We start from the raw sequence: 15,423 nt of genomic DNA, 5'->3' as shown, positions 1-15,423 counted from the left end.
GGATACCGAAACATGCTGATTCACCACTACAGCCCTTCGACCGGCGAATACCTGAGCAGCAGCCAGCCCGACGCCGATCCGCGCAACGACCAACGCTGGCTCGTCCCGGCATCCGCAACGCTCGACGCGCCGCCGCCGCGCACGCCGACCACCTGGCCGTTCCATCGCGACGGCGTGTGGATCCTCCTGCCGGATTACCGCGGGCGGATCTGCTATCGCACCGAGACCGGCGAGCCGGTCGAAATCGCCCTCGCCGGCAAGACGCCCGACGACCTCGGCCTGACGACCGAAGCACGGCCGTCGCCACGCCACGCATGGATCGACGGCACCTGGACCGTCCCGCCCGAGTTGCTCCAGCAGGAGAAGCGCGCCGCGGCGATGGCCGAATTCGAACGACGGCTCGAAGCCGCTCGCAAGGCAAATGCCGGCAAGGCCGATGCGTACGCCGCGGGCCTGCTCGACGACGAAGGCACCTACTACTTCAAGGCCTGGTCCGCGTACCAGATGGCGCTCGTGTCGGCCATCCAGGCGGACACGTTCCCCGATGCGGTGGCGTGGCCCGCCACGCCCGCGCCGTACGTACCGCCGCCGGCCGAGCCCAGCACACCGGTCGAGCCCAGCACACCGGCCGAGCCGAGCGCACCTGCAGCTCCGGTCGCGGAAACCGCGACCTGATCCGCACGGGATTCATCCCGTTTTCTCTCTTCCGCAAGCAAACACAGGAGCCACACACCATGCCGCAGGATTACCACCACGGCGTACGCGTCATCGAAATCAACGAAGGCACCCGTCCGATCCGCACGATCTCGACGGCCGTGCTCGGCATCGTCTGCACGGCCGACGACGCCGACGCCACCGCGTTCCCGCTCAACACCCCGGTCCTTCTGACCAACGTCGTCGCCGCGCTCGGCAAGGCCGGCAAGAAAGGCACGCTGCGCCGCACGCTCGACGCGATCGGCCGCCAGACCAAGCCCGTCACGATCGTCGTGCGCGTCGCCGAAGGCAAGGACGCCGCTGAAACGAACACCAACGTGATCGGCGCCGTCACCGCCGACGGCAAGTACACCGGCATGAAGGCGCTGCTCGGCGCGCAGTCGCGCTTCGGCGTGAAGCCGCGCATTCTCGCGGCGCCGGGCCTCGACACGCAGCCGGTCGCCGCCGCGTTCGCGTCGATCGCGCAGTCGCTGCGCGCGTTCGCGTACGTGTCGGCCAACGGCGCCAAGACGAAGGAAGACGCCGTTGCGTATCGCAAGCAGTTCAGCCAGCGCGAAATCATGGTGATCTGGCCGGACTTCCTCGCGTGGGACGACGCGACCAACTCGACCGTCGTCGTGCCGGCCACCGCGTACGCGGCGGGCCTGCGCGCGAAGATCGACAACGACACGGGCTGGCACAAGACGCTGTCGAACGTCGGCGTGAACGGCGTCACGGGCATCAGCGCGGACGTGTCGTGGGATCTGCAGGATCCGGCGACCGATGCCGGCTATCTGAACGAGCAGGACGTGACGACGCTCGTGAACCGCAACGGCTTCCGCTTCTGGGGCTCGCGCACGTGCTCGGACGATCCGCTGTTCGCGTTCGAGAACTACACGCGCACCGCGCAGGTCATCGCGGATTCGATCGCCGAAGCGCAGATGGCCATCATCGACGGCCCGCTCAATCCTTCGCTGCCGCGCGACATCATCGAGACCATCAACGGCAAGTTCCGCGAATGGACGTCGCAGGGCTACCTGATCGGCGGCTCGGCCTGGTACGACCCGGAGCCGAACACGACCGACGTGCTGAAGTCCGGCAAGGCGTATCTCGACTACGAGTACACGCCGGTTCCGCCGCTCGAAAACCTGATGCTGCGCCAGCGCATCACCGACCGCTATCTCGCCGATTTCGCCGCGCGCGTCAGCGCGTAACAGTCGGCCTCACCAGGAGTCAAACACGATGGGTATGCCTCGCAAACTCAAGGGATTCAACCTGTTCCAGAACGGCGAGAACTTCGTCGGGCAGGTTGTCGACATCACGCTGCCGAAGCTCACGCGCAAGATGGAGGACTATCAGGGCGGCGGCATGAACGGCCCGATCAAGCTCGACATGGGCCAGGAAGGGATCCAGCTCGAATGGACCTGCGGCGGCTTCATGCGCTCGGTGCTCAGCCAGTACGCGATCACGAAGCACGATGGCGTGCTGCTGCGCTTCGCCGGCGCCTACCAGGCCGCGGATTCGACCAGCGTCGACGCGATCGAGATCGTCATCAAGGGCCGTCACAGCTCGATCGACATGGGCTCGGCGAAGACGAAGGACGACACGTCGTTCAAGGTCACGACCGTCGCCAGCTACTACAAGCTGTCCGTCAACGGCGTGGACCTGATCGAGATCGACTTCATCAACATGGTCGAGAAGATCAACGGCAACGACCTGCTCGCGGCACTGCGCAAGGCGATCGGCCTGTAACCCCGGGCCCGGCCGCATCCGCGGGCCGGGCCTGAACCTGCGTCACTCCCTTCTTATCCGACAGGACCACCATGAACCCGATTCAACCCGACCAAGCCGTGACCGACCTGCAGTCCGCAGCGCCCGCCGCCGCCGTGAGCGCAGCGGCGGCCACGCCCGCGCAGGACGATCCGGCCACGCATACGCTCGACACCCCGCTCGTGCGCGGCGACCAGACGATCACCGCGATCACGCTGCGCAAGCCGAAATCGGGCGAGCTGCGCGGCGTGTCGCTGTCCGACCTCGTCAGCCTCGACGTCGCCGCGCTGTCGAAGGTGCTGCCGCGCATCAGCTCGCCGACGCTCACCGAAGCCGACGTCGCGAACATCGACCCCGCCGACCTCGTGCAGCTGGGGGGCATCTTCGCCGGTTTTTTGATGCCGAAGGCCGTGAAATCCCGACTGGCCTCCCCGACCGCATAGAAGACGCGATGGCAGACATCGCGACGGTGTTCGGCTGGACACCACCCGTGATGGATGCCTTCAGCCTGGCCGAGCTGATGGACTGGCGCGAGCGCGCGCGGGTGCGCGCCGGCGCCGAATGAGCGAAACGATCGACGATGGACAACACTCTGAAACTGCGCGTCATGTTCGACATGGTCGACAACATGACGAAGCCCCTGCAAATGATGCTGACCGGCAACAAGGGGCTGGCCGACTCGCTGAAGGCAGCCCGCCGCGAGCTGGATGACATGGCGAAGACGCAGCAGCGCGTCGGCGAGTTTCGCGAGATGCGCCGCGGCCTCGCCGATACTGCGTTGGCGCTCAAGGCGGCGCGTGCGCACGTCGATGCGCTCGGCCAGGCGCTGAACGCGTCCGGCCCGCCGTCGCACCGGATGATCCAGGATTTCGAGAACGCACAAAGCGCGGCCTCGCGCCTGGCGGTCACGTTCGGCAGGCAAGCCGACCAGCTGCGCAAGTTGCGCGGCCAGCTCGCCGTGGCAACGGCCGACACGGGCAAACTCACGCAGCACGAGCGCGAACTGGACGAGGTCATCGATCAGCGCGAGAAGAAGACGCCGAAGCGGACCCTGTCGGAGTACGGCTCGGCGATGAAAGACGTCGGCGGGAAAATGTTCGACATGCTGCCCGGGCTGCTCGACGAAGCGAAACAGGCCGAGATCGCGGCCCTGCGGATCCGCCTGGCGGGCGGGTCGCAGGCACTGGCGAACTACGCGCGCGAGATGCGGGTCAAGGGCCAGTCGATCAGCGACAACCTGGACCTGATAGCCGACTTGCAGAAGGATCTTGGCGACGAGGAGCACACCAGGATCGCGGCGCCGGCGCTGTCGAGGATAAAGCTCACGAACTCCGTGTTGTTCGGCGAGGAAGACGCGAAGGCGAGAAACGAAGTCATACTGGGCATGATGAAGGTGATCGAACAGCGCGACGGCTTTAAGAACCCGGCGACGTTCGCCAACGAATTGAATGCCGCGCAGAAGATGATCTGGTCAACCGACGGCCGGGTCAGCGGCGAAAAGTGGAACGACTTCGCCAAAGCGGGCGGCGACGCGGCCAAGCGGCTGCGCAGCGAAGTGTTCTACTACCAGATGGAGCCGGTCGTTCATAAACTGGGCGGGGAACAAGCAGGCAAAGACCTCGCGGCGCTGTCCGGCAGCGCCTTCCCGGGCAAGCTCAACGCCAGCGGCGTGAAGCGGATGATCGAGCTCGACCTGATCGACCCGAAGCGGGTCGCCTACAAGAAGAACGGCGCGTTCGACAAGCTCTTGCCAGGCGCGCTGCGGCGCGACGACCTGCGGCAGGCCTCGCCGTTCGAATGGTTCGAACAGGTGCTGAAGCCGAAGTTCGAAGCGAAGGGGATCATCCGCCCCGACCAGGTGAATTCCGAGCTTGCGCGGATCCTCCCCGACAAGGACGCGCGACAACTTCTCACGGCGGTGTCCGAGCTGGCGAAGGAGATTCGCGAGACCGCGCAGGGCAGCGCCGACACCCCCGGCGTCGACCCGACGTATGCAATGGCCTTGCAGACGACGTCGGGCCGCGAGCGCGTCGTGCGTGCGCATGCAAGCGACGCGAAGCTCATTCCCGGCGAGACGCTCCAGCCCAATTACAACGCGGCGCTGGACGCCACGGGAACCTTGACCGAAAAGACCGTCAAGCTCATGCAGGAGCATGGCACGGCCACCAGCATCTTCGCCACCGCCTTCGCCGCGCTCGCCGGGGTACTCAAATTCGGCGGGCCGATCCTGGAGCATTTGCCGACCTCGCTCGGAAAGTCCGTCATGACCCGCGTCGGAACAATGGCGACCGGTGCACTCCAGGGTATCGCACAGGGAGCGGGACGATTGGCGACGGGTGCGTTCCAGGGTATCAGCCAGGGGTTGGGCCGATTGGCGACTGCTGCGCTCAGGAATGTCAGGCCGGTTGCGGCGAGAGTCATTCCGAGAGTCATCCCGCTTGCGGCGAAGCATCCGGTAATCGCGGCGGCCACGGCAGGGGCAATCATCGCCGGCGGCATCACCTTGTGGAAGAAAGGAGGCACCGACAAATCGAACGGCATCGGCGAGTTGCTCGACGGACTCAGTCCGAATCTCAAGAAACCGGGCAGTGGCACGCCCCCTTGGTCGATCGACTCGATGAAAAATCGCTTGGACGCATTGGTGAACCTGCCCAGCATGCCGCTCGATTGGTTCCCGGGAACTTCCGGCATAAAAGCGTTGATCCCGGGCAGCCCGTTCGGCAGCCCGGTAAATGCACGGAGCATCCTTGCCACGCTCGGAACCGCCGCTGCGTCCCTGATCAGCGCGCCTGCGTTCGCGGCCAACACGCCAGCGGCCGGTGCCTTGCCGATCGGCAACCGCGCGCCGCTCACGGCACCGGCCGCCGCCGCGAGCGCGCCGCCCGCGCCCGCCCCGATCACCATCAACATCACCCCGCCGCCCGGCGTCAACGCGGCGGAGCTCGCCCGCCTGGTGCGCGTCGAGCTGGAACGCGCCGAACGCGCCAAGGCCTCGCGCGCCGGCTCGCGCCTGTCCGATTGATTGTCCGCTTCGACGAAAGGAAACCCGCCCATGATGATGTCGCTCGACCAGTTCGTTTTCAGCCTGGCGACCGTGCCGTACAAACAGCTCCAGCGCCAGCGCAACTGGAAGCACCGCGCCACCGCGCGCATCGGCGTGCGCGACGCGAGCCAGTTCACCGGCGCCGGCGATGACACGATCACCCTCAGCGGCACGGTCGCGCCCGACAACGGCATCGGCGAGATCGCGTCGATCGAGACGCTCGCGCGGATGGGCGACGTCGGTGACGCGTACGTGCTCGTCGACGGCAACGGCTACGTCTATGGCGCGTACATCATCGACAGCCTGAGCGTGACGGGCACGTATCACACGAAGGAAGGCGTGCCGCGCAAGATCGACTTCACGCTGGTGCTCAAGCGCGTCGACGACGGCGTGCTGGCCGAAGCGACGCCGGCGGAAGACGACGGTGCGCCGGCGAACGAAGGCGACGGAGCGGCCAAGCCATGAGCACGTTCGATTGCAAGCCGGGCGAACGGCCGACCCGCACCGGACGCACGCAACCGCAGGCCGACTACCGGATCACGCTCGACGGCCGCGACCTGTCGCGGCTGATCGCGCCGAATCTCGTCAGCCTGCAGCTAGTGGAATCGCGCGCGGACGAGGCCGACATGCTCGACCTGGTGATCGACGACACGCAGAACACGTTCGCGATCCCGCTGCGCGGCGCGAGCATCGCGGTGTCGATCGGCTGGGTCGGCGAGCCGCTCGTCGACAAGGGCACGTTCACCGTCGACCAGGTCGAACACAGCGGCGCGCCGGACATCATCACGATCAGGGCGCGCTCGGCGTCGATGACGAACCGCATGCACGAGCGCCGGGAAAAGAGCTGGCACCGGCAGACGATCGGCGCGATCGTGCAGGCCATCGCCGCGCGCCACGGGCTGAAGCCGGCCGTCGACGCGACGCTCGCGCAGATCCTGATCGACCACATCGACCAGACGCACGAATCCGATATGTCGTTCCTGACGCGCCTTGCGAAGCGCTACGACGCCGTGATGACCGTGAAGACCCGACATCTGCTGTTCCTGCCGATCGGCGGCGGCAAGACGGCGAGCGGCAAGCCGCTCGACGTGCTGCCGCTCACGCGTGCGAGCGGCGACCAGCATCACTACAAGATCGAGCAGCGCGACAGCTACGCGGCGGTGCGCGCGCACTACCATTCGAACGGCAAGGCGCAGCGCAAGTCGGTGGTGGTCGGCGACGAGAAGGGCAAGAACACGAAGGTGCTGCCGCAGGACTATGCGACCGAAGCGGAAGCGCACGCGGCGGCGCAGGCCGAATACGCGCGCATCCAGCGCCAGCAGGCGACGCTGACCTGCACGCTCGCGCTCGGCCGGCCCGAGCTGTTTCCCGAGATGCCCGTCACCGTGTCGGGCTTCAAGCCGGAAATCGACGACACGCCGTGGCTCGTGAAGAAGGCGACGCACAAGCTCGGCAGCGAAGGCTTCACGACGGAGCTCGAGCTCGAGGTGCGCCAGGATTCGAAGAAGAAGCAAGGTGGCGCGACGTCCGGCAAGCACTAGCGCGGCGCCGGATGCGCGGCTCGGATCGGGAGGAATGAGAGGACGGAGGGGCCGGACGGAAAGCCGGCCTGCGTGGCGATTCCGGACGTCGTCGCGCGACCGGTCGCGACGGCGTCAGGCATGACCGCGGCTCAGCGGGAGGTCTGCTGCCCGCCGAGATTCAGGCGCGCGTCCCGCCCGTCGCCGCATTGCGTCAACGTCGCGCGCGCATCGCGCAGGTTCGCCATCGCCTGCAGCGCGGCCTCGAGCACCTGGCCGACCGACTGCATCGCGGTGTCGATCGCCGCATGCGCGTCGGCCCGCTCATCGGCGGTCAGGTCCGTACGGACTCGCGGGGTGAACATCGACGACCCGCGGGTGTCCGCGTGATGATCAGCCGGCATCGACGCGCCAATCGTGCCGGTGTTGTGCTCACTGTTGCTGTTCATTCTTCCGGTCTCCACAAACACAGTCATCAACCGGCGGGGCCGCCTGACGCGACGGGGGTAGCCTCGGAATTCCCACCGTCGCCAGCCTCGCCGGCTTTCAGAATGCTAAACCAATACTGTATGGATATACAGTGATTGTTCGGATTTTATCCGATGCCTTTGCGAAACGTCCGAATGCCACGGCCCCGCGCGTGCCCGGGCGCGGGAGCATGCACCCGGGCCACTGGCGGCGGGAGCTTCACAGGAACGGAAACCGGGATTTCGCCGAATGGCGGGATGGCGGGACGACGGCGAAGCGGGAACGCCGACGCCCTCCGGGCCGCCTCGTGCGGCAGCCGGATGCAAAAGGACCGGCGCGCGTCCGCCGGCGTCGATGCACGGGATCCTGATTCACCCGACGCCGGCGCGCGGCGCCGCGCAACCTACTTCTTCGGCTCTTTCGCCGCGCGCTCGGCCTTCAGCCGCTCGAGCTCGGCCATCGCGCGATCGACGTTTTCGGCCGTGCGCTGGTCGAGCGCCGCGCGGCGATTCTCCGACAGGCGCTTCGCGCGCCGCGGCGTCGCCGTCTGCAGCATCGCGCCCGTGTTGATGCAGCTGGCGAGGAACGCATGCAGCGACGCCTTGCCGGCTTCGTTGAGCTGCCGGTACATCGCGAGCACTTCCGCCTCGTCGGCGTCGCGCACGCCCTGCTCCGCCGCCGCGCCGTCGGCGGCAAGCCGTTCGCCGGTCAGCACGTAGCCGATGTCGACGCCGATCTCGCGTACGGCCAGCAGATAGGCCGCGTCGGGAGAGCGTTCGTCCGACTCGTACGCGGACTGCGAGCGTCTCGCGACGCCACCCACGGTCGCAAACTCATCCTGGCTGAGTCCGATCCGCAAGCGCTCGTCTCGCAAGCGACTCCCGATTTGTGTCATAAATTACCCATTAACAATTGACGCGTCGTTTTTTGCTCATTAGACTAGCCTCACCGTAACGCAAGACTATCTCAACAAAGTATACCGACCATGACCACCTCCAAAGGCCCGCGCCGTTCGCCGCGCGGCACGATGTCCGGCAAGCCCGTCTACGTCGGGCTGACGCCGACCGAACGCGGCGAGCTCGAGCAGCTCGCCGCGCAGCGCAACCGCTCGATTTCAAGCATGGCGCGCGAGCTGATCCGCATCGGCGCGAGCCATCTGCGCGCGATCGCCGCGCCCCGCTCCCGCACCGCGCGCCATTGAACCGACGCGCCTTCATGTCCCTCGATCCCGCGCGCGACGTGTCGATTCTGGACCACGTGCGCGCACACACCCACTCGCCAATCGGCCAACGTTGCATCGCGCCGGCCGCCCGGAGCAAGACGAAATGCGAATCCTGAACCGCTGCCCGCACTGCCGCACGCGCGCCACCGCGCGCAGCAGCCGCGAAATGTCGCTGACCTTTCGCGAAATCACCTTCCAGTGCACGAACCCGGAGTGCGGCCACACGTACGTCGTGAACATGGAATTCGCGCGCACGCTGTCGCCGTCCGCGATCCCGAACCTGTCGCTGCAGCTGCCGCTCTCGCCGCACGTGCGCGAACGCCTCGCGGCGCAGCTCGAACTGCCCGTCTGACGCCCTAGCTCCCGCCCCTGCCTTGCCCCTCGCATCGCGCCTGAACGGCGCGAGGGGCTTCTTTTTGCCGTCGAAAAGGACACGCGATGATCACGACCCTCGTCTCGCCCCTTCCTGGCCGCGCCGCCCGGCGACCTGCCGGCCACGCGATTTTCCGCCGCCCGGCGCACCTCGCCGGCACGGCCGCCGGGGAGGCCCGCGCATGAACCGCTCCCTCGAACCCGCGCCGCACGACGCCGTGCTCCGGGCCGCGATCGCGGCGGCCGCCGACGTGCCGAGCTTCGACAACCCGCCGGACAGCGCCGCGCGGCAACGCGCGCTCGCCGGCTTCGTCACGGCCCTCGGCGATCGCCTGGCGCTCGGCTTCCCGCAATCCGCCGCCGCGCTGCGCGCGCTCGTCGCATCGCCCGCCACGACCGGCAATCCGGCGCAACACCCCCGGCAGCAACCTGAACAGCAGCAATAAACGATGGCTTCGATCGACCAACTGAAACGGCACATCGACCTGCACGACCTCGCCGGCCGCCTCGGCCTGAAGCGCGGCCGCTGCGGCGACCGGGCCCTCTACCACTCGCCGCAGCACGAGGACCGCAGCCCGTCCCTGTCGATCTACGTGAACCACCCGAAGCACGGCACCGGCTGGCGCGACCACAGCGCCGACGCCGGCGGCTCGTGCATCGACCTCGTGATCCATGCGCGCGGCGGCACCGTCGCCGACGCCGTGCGCTATCTCCACGACGCCTACGGCCTGCCGGCCGAGCGGCCGGCGCCGGCGGAACGCCGCGAGAAGTCGACCGTCGAGTACATCGCCGACCGCTGCGTCGCCGAGCGCGGCCGCGTGCGTGAATACCTCGGCGGCCGCGGCATTTCCGCCGCGGCGCTCGACGCGGCGATCGCCGCGCGCACGCTCGGCTTCAACACGTGGACGAGCCCGAAGGTCGCCGCCGGCGACGTCGGCCACGGCGGCCCGGCCGCCGCGTTCGTGGTGCGCGCGCCGGGCGACGCGCGCGTCGTCGCGGTCGACATGCGCTACGTCGACCCCGCGCTCAACGGCGGCGTCAAGACGCAGACCCAGGGCGACAAGGCCGGCTACGGCTGGACCGCCGACGCGCGCCGGCTCGACAAGGCGAAGCGCGTCGTCATCGTCGAAAGCGCGATCAACGCGCTGTCGGTCGACACCTGCGCGCTGCCCGGCACCGCCGCGCTCGCGCTGCGCGGCCTCGCGAACGTCGAGCGCATCGATTTCGCGTTCCTGCGCGGCAAGCACGTCGTGATCTGCCTCGACAACGACGAGCCGTTCGCGGACGGCCACCCGCGCGCCGGCCACCGCCCCGGCCCGGAAGCCGCATGGGCGCTCCACGAGCGGCTCACCGCGCTGAACATCAGCGCCGTGCTCGTCGACCAGGCCGGCTGGCTCGCGGACCTCGCGGACGGCGAGACGACGCAACAGCCCATCAACGACGTGAACGACTACCTGCAGCTGCGCGGCCCGGCCGAGCTGGCGCGCGCGCTCGATCAGTTCGAGCCGTGGCTGGTCGCCGGCCTCCCCGGCGACGCGACGCGCCGCGGCCGGCCGCGCATCTTCCTGCCGCCGCACGACTTCGCTCAGTACTGGCGCTTCCGCACGCGGCCCGACTTCACGAGCTACATCACGAAGCTGGACCGCAACGAGGAATCCGGTGTCGAAACGCCCGTGATGACGGATCTGTGCGGCTTCCGCATCGCCGGCATCAGCCGCGTGTCGGTCGCGAGCGCGACGTCGACGATGACGGGCGACGCCGACCAGGCGCCGACCGTCTACTTCGCCGTGTCGGTGCAGGCGCCGCGCCACGGCGCGCAGCTGATCCGCCGCGTGATGCTCGACGACCAGCTGCACAACGTCGACCAGTGGGGCAAGTTCGGCCCGATCTGGGCGCCGGCGCCGTTCAAGCGGATGGTCAACATCCTCGAGCGCGGCGCGGATCTCGGCGCGCGCCAGGCCGCGAACTTCGTCGGGCTCGCGTGGCGCGACGGCCGGCTGATCGTCAACGAAGGCCCGGACTGCTACTTCACCGAAGCGGACAAGCAGTGCCCGTATCACAACCTGACGTTCCCGAGCGGCCTCGCCAGCGACGCGCGCCGCGTGATCGCCGCGTACCAGACGACGTTCCGGCAGAACGCCGCGACGATCCCGCTCGTGTGGGCGCTCGGCGGCCATCTGAAGGCGCTGCTCGGCTTCTGGCCGCACCTCACGATCCAGGCCAACAAGGGCGCGGGCAAGTCGACGCTGATCAAGCGGCTCGAGCGCTCGCTCGCGTTCACGATGTTCTCCGGACAGTCGCTGCAGACCGAATTTCGGCTCCTCACCAGCATCAGCCACACGAGCCATCCGGTCGGCTGGGAGGAGCTGTCCGCGCGCCGGCAGGACGTGATCGACAAGGCGGTCGGTCTCTTGCAGGAGAACTACCAGTACACGGTGACGCGGCGCGGCAGCGACATGACCGAATACCTGCTGTGCGCGCCGGTGATGCTGGCCGGCGAGGACGTGCCGGTGCGCAGCCTGCTCGGCAAGCTGGTGCGCACGACGCTGACCGGCAAGCGCGGGCCGCTGCTGCCCGACGACCTGCCGCGCTTCCCGGTCCGGCAATGGCTCGAATTCCTGGCTGGCCTGGACAAGCGCGCCATGCTCGACCAGTACGCGACGCTGCGCGACAAGGCGCTGGCCAGCTGCCGCGCGAGCGGCGAGGACGACGGCGCGCGGCGCATGGCGGGCAACTACGCGGCCGTCGCGCTGGCGTGGCGCTACCTGTGCGAGTTCGCCGGCATGGACCCGAGCGAAGGCGACTTCCCGCGCGACCTGATCGCCGAGATGAACGGCCACGTCGCCGAGACGAGCGCCGATCGCGAGCCGTGGGTCTGGATCATGGAAACCGTGCTGTCGGAGATCGACGGCGGCAACTACAAGCATCCGTACACGTTCGACACCGTCGACGGCGAGTTCTGCCTGCTGCTGCGCACCGGGCACGTGATGGATCACCTCGCGCACACGAGCGCGCTGCGCGACAAGTGGAACGGCCTGCCGGTGAAGTCCGACCGCGTGTTCAAGGCGCAGCTCAAGCACGCCGGCGTCGTGGTCGGCGAGAAGGAGGTCGAGCGCCGCATCTACATGCGCCGCGTGCCGTACCTGACGCCGGTTTCGCTCGAGCGCCTGGCCGCGTTCGGCCTGCACGTGTCCGTGCGCGAAGACCTGGCGTCCGACGCGCTGCAGGGAGGCCGCGCATGAACGGCGAACCGCTGAACCGGCCGGCAGGCGGGGCACTCTGCGGGGAACCGGCAGGCAGCGCGCGCGAATCGTGGATTTTGCGGAGGTCCGCTTGCAAGTCCTTGATTCTTGAGCGAACTGCCGCCGCGCATTGCGCACGATCCGCCATGTGTCGGGCCGTTTTTGCCACGAGTCCGGGTTTCGCGCCGGCCGCGGCCGCCTCTTTCTTCTCCCTCTTCAACTCATTGAAAAAGAAGAAGAAAGACAACCGGGAAGCGGCGGGCATCGACCGGCATCGGATGCCACGAGTCGTGCGCGCGTCGCCATCGGTCGCACGCGCTGCCCGTTTTTCGCGCCATGAGTTTGCCGGGGCCGCCACGCGTGAATGATGGCAAACAAAACCCATGAAAATCAATGCGTTATGAACATTTCTCGTGCACGCCACGGATCCACGAGTTGCGCTGCCTGCCCCCCCGGCGCGCGGCACGCCGAAGCCGCGCCCGCGGCGACCGTCGACCTGTTCGGCGCGGCGGCCCTGCTCGGCGCGCACCCTGAAACGGTGCGCCTGAAGGCCAAGGCCGGCGCGCTGCCGGGCCGCAAGGTCGGCAAGCGCTGGATGTTCTCGATCGCTGCCCTGCAGCGCTACCTCGCCGGAGAATGGCTCCCGCGAGCGGCGCAGGGCGAACCGCTGGAGGAAGTGAACGAATGTCGCTCTACAAACGAAAAACCAGCCCGAACTGGCAATACAAGCTGTCCCCCCCTGGCGGCGGAGCGCCGATACAGGGAAGCACTGGCACCCGCGACAAAGCGCAGGCCCAGGAATTCCACGACCGGCTGAAGGTGGACCTGTGGAACCAGGCGCGGCTCGGCACGAAGCCGCGCCATACGTGGAACGACGCGGTCGTCCGGTACGTCGTCGACCGCGACGGGCTGCCGAGCCTCGAAACGTCGAAGACGCATCTGCGCTGGCTCGACCGGCATCTCACCGGCGTCGCGCTGGCCGACATCGACCGGAACCGCATCGACGCGATCGCGCTCGCGAAACGGCGGGAGCCGCGCGTGGTGCGCACCCGGCACGGCGTCGTGGAGACCGGCCGGACCGTCAGCGACGGCACGGTGCGCCGCGTGCTCGGCGTGCTGAAGGCCGTGCTGAACGCGGCCGTCGAGTGGGAATGGCTGGATCGCGCGCCGGTCACGAAGCGCGCGAAGGTCGTGTCGAAGCGGATCCGCTGGCTGTCGCCGGCGGAAGCAGAGCGGCTGCTCGCCGCGCTGCCCGGGCATCTCGCCGACATGGCGCGCTTCAGCCTCGAGACCGGGCTGCGCCGCTCGAACGTGACGGGGCTCCAGTGGTCGCAGGTCGACCTCGCGCGGCGCGTCGCGTGGATCCACCCGGACCAGGCGAAGGCGAAGAAGGCGATCACGGTGCCGCTGTCGGACACGGCGATCGCCGTGCTGCGCCGCCAGCTCGCGACGAAGCGCGCGCCCGGGTTCGCCGGCAGCGTGTTCGTCTACCAGGGCAAGCCGGTCTATCAGACCACGACGACAGCTTGGCGCAAGGCGCTGGACCGCGCGCACATCCACGACTTCCGCTGGCACGACCTGCGGCACACGTGGGCGAGCTGGCACGTACAGCGCGGCACGCCGCTCCAGGTGCTCAAGGAGCTGGGCGGCTGGGAAACGATGGAAATGGTGCAGCGATACGCGCACCTGTCGGCCGACCACCTGGCGCACTGGGTCGCGCCGCTGACGGCCGAGCCCGCGCCGATGCTGGCTGCAGTCTAGCTGCAACGAGTCTGTCCGACGACGGAGGGATACCGCTGAAAGCCTTACTGCGATTGGCGCGCCCGGCTGGGATCGAACCAGCAACCCCTGCCTTCGGAGGGCAGTACTCTATCCATTGAGCTACGGGCGCCTGTGTGACAGTGGAGCGACCCCAGATACTGGCCGACCACGGATGGCAAGACGGCAAGGATACCCGGTTTCCCATGACGCGTCCACCATGCCGGTGAATCGCCCGCCGGGCGGCGATCGTGCGGGTAAACACGCGCCGCCGCGCCGCTCGCCGTGATGTAAACGTTCCGTCTATAATCGTCCGTGCTTCTTTGCACAGCCATTTTGCCGTTGCACCGCTCACAATTCCTATTCACGGAGACGAGGCAAGCATGAGCGAAGCACCCCACAAATCTCCCATCCAGACGCCCCGGCAGCTGATCGCCCTCATCATCGCGTCGTTCGCGATTCCGATCGTCCTCATCATCCTGTTCGCCACCTACGCCAACGTTGCGTTCCGTTCCGGCGCGGGCACCGACGCGTTGTCCGACGAACAGGTGGCGAAGCGCATCGCGCCGCTCGCGCAGGTCGACGTGAAGGACGCCAATGCGCCGCGCACCTACAAGACGGGCGAGGAAGTCTACAAGGCCGTGTGCGTGACCTGCCACGGCACGGGCGCCGCGGGCGCGCCGAAATTCGGCAGCAAGGACGACTGGGCGCCGCGCATCTCGCAGGGCTTCGACACGATGCTGAAGACCGCACTCGCCGGCAAGGGCGCGATGCCCCCGCGCGGCGGCACGAGCCCGGACGACTACAGCGACTACGAGATCGCCCGCGCGATCGTCTACATGGCGAACAACGACGGCGCGAACTTCCCCGAGCCCGCCGCGCCGGCCGCCAACGCGGCGGCGGCGGCCGGCGCCGCGCCCGCGTCGGGCGCCGCCGAGGCCGCGAGCGCGCAGATCGCCGCCGCGCAGGCCGCGATCGCCGCGATCCCGAAGGCGGGCGAAGCGCCGGCGGCCGCGCCGACCAGCGCCGACGCCGCGTCCGCCGGCAAGGCGCTGTACACGCAGGTCTGCCAGGCCTGCCACGCGGCCGGCGTGCTGAACGCGCCGAAGTTCGGCAGCAAGGAAGACTGGGCGCCGCGCCTGAAGGAACCGATGGACACGGTCTACAACTACGCGCTGCACGGCAAGGGCGCGATGCCGCCGAAGGGCGGGTCGAACGCGTCGGACGCCGACGTGAAGGCCGCCGTCGACTACATGGTCAACGCGGCGAAGTAGCGCTCAGGCCGGCCCAACGAAAAACCCCCGCGCTGCGGCAAGCATCGCGGGGGTTTTGCCT

18 protein-coding genes and 1 tRNA gene are annotated in these 15,423 nt (G+C 68.3%); 16 read left to right on the top strand and 3 right to left on the bottom strand.

Going from position 1 to position 15,423, the window contains the following annotated elements:
- Positions 1 to 12: 12 nt before the first annotated feature.
- The 8 genes from ACFIMZ_RS00920 to ACFIMZ_RS00885 all read left to right on the top strand — a co-directional run bounded on the left by ACFIMZ_RS00920 (position 13) and on the right by ACFIMZ_RS00885 (position 7,047).
- A complete protein-coding gene (locus tag ACFIMZ_RS00920; protein ID WP_431821010.1) occupies positions 13 to 675 on the top strand; it encodes a tail fiber assembly protein in 663 nt (220 codons plus the stop codon).
- Positions 676 to 734: 59 nt separating this feature from the next.
- A complete protein-coding gene (locus ACFIMZ_RS00915) occupies positions 735 to 1,907 on the top strand; it encodes a phage tail sheath protein (RefSeq protein ID WP_431821009.1) in 1,173 nt (390 codons plus the stop codon).
- A 28-nt stretch (positions 1,908 to 1,935) separates the two neighbouring features.
- Entirely contained in the window at positions 1,936 to 2,445 is a 510-nt protein-coding gene (locus ACFIMZ_RS00910) for a phage major tail tube protein (protein ID WP_431821008.1), read from the top strand.
- 71 nt (positions 2,446 to 2,516) lie between these two features.
- Positions 2,517 to 2,906: a phage tail assembly protein gene (locus ACFIMZ_RS00905; protein ID WP_431821007.1), complete on the top strand. Its 390-nt coding sequence runs from the start codon at positions 2,517 to 2,519 to the stop codon at positions 2,904 to 2,906.
- Positions 2,907 to 2,914: 8 nt separating this feature from the next.
- Positions 2,915 to 3,028: a GpE family phage tail protein gene (locus ACFIMZ_RS00900; RefSeq protein WP_017334850.1), complete on the top strand. Its 114-nt coding sequence runs from the start codon at positions 2,915 to 2,917 to the stop codon at positions 3,026 to 3,028.
- 15 nt (positions 3,029 to 3,043) lie between these two features.
- Positions 3,044 to 5,485 (top strand): hypothetical protein, encoded by a 2,442-nt coding sequence (locus tag ACFIMZ_RS00895; RefSeq protein ID WP_431821006.1) that lies wholly within the window; start codon positions 3,044 to 3,046, stop codon positions 5,483 to 5,485.
- Positions 5,486 to 5,515: 30 nt separating this feature from the next.
- Complete coding sequence (locus ACFIMZ_RS00890; RefSeq protein ID WP_431821005.1) at positions 5,516 to 5,971, top strand: phage tail protein; 456 nt, start codon at positions 5,516 to 5,518, stop codon at positions 5,969 to 5,971.
- Positions 5,968 to 7,047 carry a phage late control D family protein gene (locus ACFIMZ_RS00885; protein WP_431821004.1) on the top strand — a complete coding sequence of 360 codons (1,080 nt, stop codon included), beginning with the start codon at positions 5,968 to 5,970 and terminating at the stop codon, positions 7,045 to 7,047. The genes ACFIMZ_RS00890 and ACFIMZ_RS00885 overlap by 4 nt, the downstream gene beginning before the upstream one ends.
- Positions 7,048 to 7,178: 131 nt before the next feature.
- Here ACFIMZ_RS00885 and ACFIMZ_RS00880 read toward each other — a convergent pair whose 3' ends face one another.
- Positions 7,179 to 7,475 carry a hypothetical protein gene (locus ACFIMZ_RS00880; RefSeq protein ID WP_431821003.1) on the bottom strand — a complete coding sequence of 99 codons (297 nt, stop codon included), beginning with the start codon at positions 7,473 to 7,475 and terminating at the stop codon, positions 7,179 to 7,181.
- Between the two features lie 422 nt (positions 7,476 to 7,897).
- On the bottom strand, positions 7,898 to 8,353 hold the full coding sequence (locus tag ACFIMZ_RS00875) for a helix-turn-helix domain-containing protein (RefSeq protein ID WP_431821002.1): 456 nt from the start codon (positions 8,351 to 8,353) through the stop codon (positions 7,898 to 7,900).
- A gap of 126 nt (positions 8,354 to 8,479) precedes the next feature.
- Here ACFIMZ_RS00875 and ACFIMZ_RS00870 point away from each other — a divergent pair, with 126 nt between their 5' ends.
- The 7 genes from ACFIMZ_RS00870 (at position 8,480) to ACFIMZ_RS00840 (ending at position 14,091) form a co-directional block, all read left to right on the top strand.
- Entirely contained in the window at positions 8,480 to 8,695 is a 216-nt protein-coding gene (locus ACFIMZ_RS00870) for a hypothetical protein (RefSeq protein WP_431821001.1), read from the top strand.
- A gap of 124 nt (positions 8,696 to 8,819) precedes the next feature.
- A complete protein-coding gene (locus ACFIMZ_RS00865; protein WP_010095912.1) occupies positions 8,820 to 9,068 on the top strand; it encodes an ogr/Delta-like zinc finger family protein in 249 nt (82 codons plus the stop codon).
- 202 nt (positions 9,069 to 9,270) lie between these two features.
- On the top strand, positions 9,271 to 9,534 hold the full coding sequence (locus ACFIMZ_RS00860; protein WP_431821000.1) for a hypothetical protein: 264 nt from the start codon (positions 9,271 to 9,273) through the stop codon (positions 9,532 to 9,534).
- Positions 9,535 to 9,537: 3 nt separating this feature from the next.
- The gene (locus ACFIMZ_RS00855) at positions 9,538 to 12,330 is read left to right on the top strand and encodes a toprim domain-containing protein (protein WP_431820999.1); all 2,793 of its coding nucleotides are present in this window, start codon (positions 9,538 to 9,540) and stop codon (positions 12,328 to 12,330) included.
- Entirely contained in the window at positions 12,327 to 12,698 is a 372-nt protein-coding gene (locus tag ACFIMZ_RS00850) for a hypothetical protein (protein ID WP_431820998.1), read from the top strand. The genes ACFIMZ_RS00855 and ACFIMZ_RS00850 overlap by 4 nt, the downstream gene beginning before the upstream one ends.
- Positions 12,698 to 13,147, top strand: coding sequence for a helix-turn-helix domain-containing protein (locus ACFIMZ_RS00845; RefSeq protein ID WP_431820997.1), 450 nt, complete (start codon positions 12,698 to 12,700; stop codon positions 13,145 to 13,147). Before ACFIMZ_RS00850 ends, ACFIMZ_RS00845 begins: the two co-directional genes overlap by 1 nt.
- Positions 13,060 to 14,091 carry a tyrosine-type recombinase/integrase gene (locus tag ACFIMZ_RS00840; RefSeq protein ID WP_431822408.1) on the top strand — a complete coding sequence of 344 codons (1,032 nt, stop codon included), beginning with the start codon at positions 13,060 to 13,062 and terminating at the stop codon, positions 14,089 to 14,091. The genes ACFIMZ_RS00845 and ACFIMZ_RS00840 overlap by 88 nt, the downstream gene beginning before the upstream one ends.
- Before the next feature lie 54 nt (positions 14,092 to 14,145).
- Here the strand turns inward: ACFIMZ_RS00840 and ACFIMZ_RS00835 are convergent.
- A tRNA-Arg gene (locus ACFIMZ_RS00835) sits at positions 14,146 to 14,221 on the bottom strand.
- A 250-nt stretch (positions 14,222 to 14,471) separates the two neighbouring features.
- Between ACFIMZ_RS00835 and ACFIMZ_RS00830 the strand changes: the two genes are divergently transcribed.
- Positions 14,472 to 15,362: a c-type cytochrome gene (locus ACFIMZ_RS00830; RefSeq protein WP_431820996.1), complete on the top strand. Its 891-nt coding sequence runs from the start codon at positions 14,472 to 14,474 to the stop codon at positions 15,360 to 15,362.
- Positions 15,363 to 15,423: the final 61 nt, after the last annotated feature.

Source organism: Burkholderia sp. F1, assembly GCF_050813845.1.
GTDB classification, from domain to species: Bacteria; Pseudomonadota; Gammaproteobacteria; order Burkholderiales; family Burkholderiaceae; genus Burkholderia; species Burkholderia ubonensis.
Note: the sequence above shows the minus strand (reverse complement) of the source record. Positions and strands in the feature narration are given on the sequence as shown.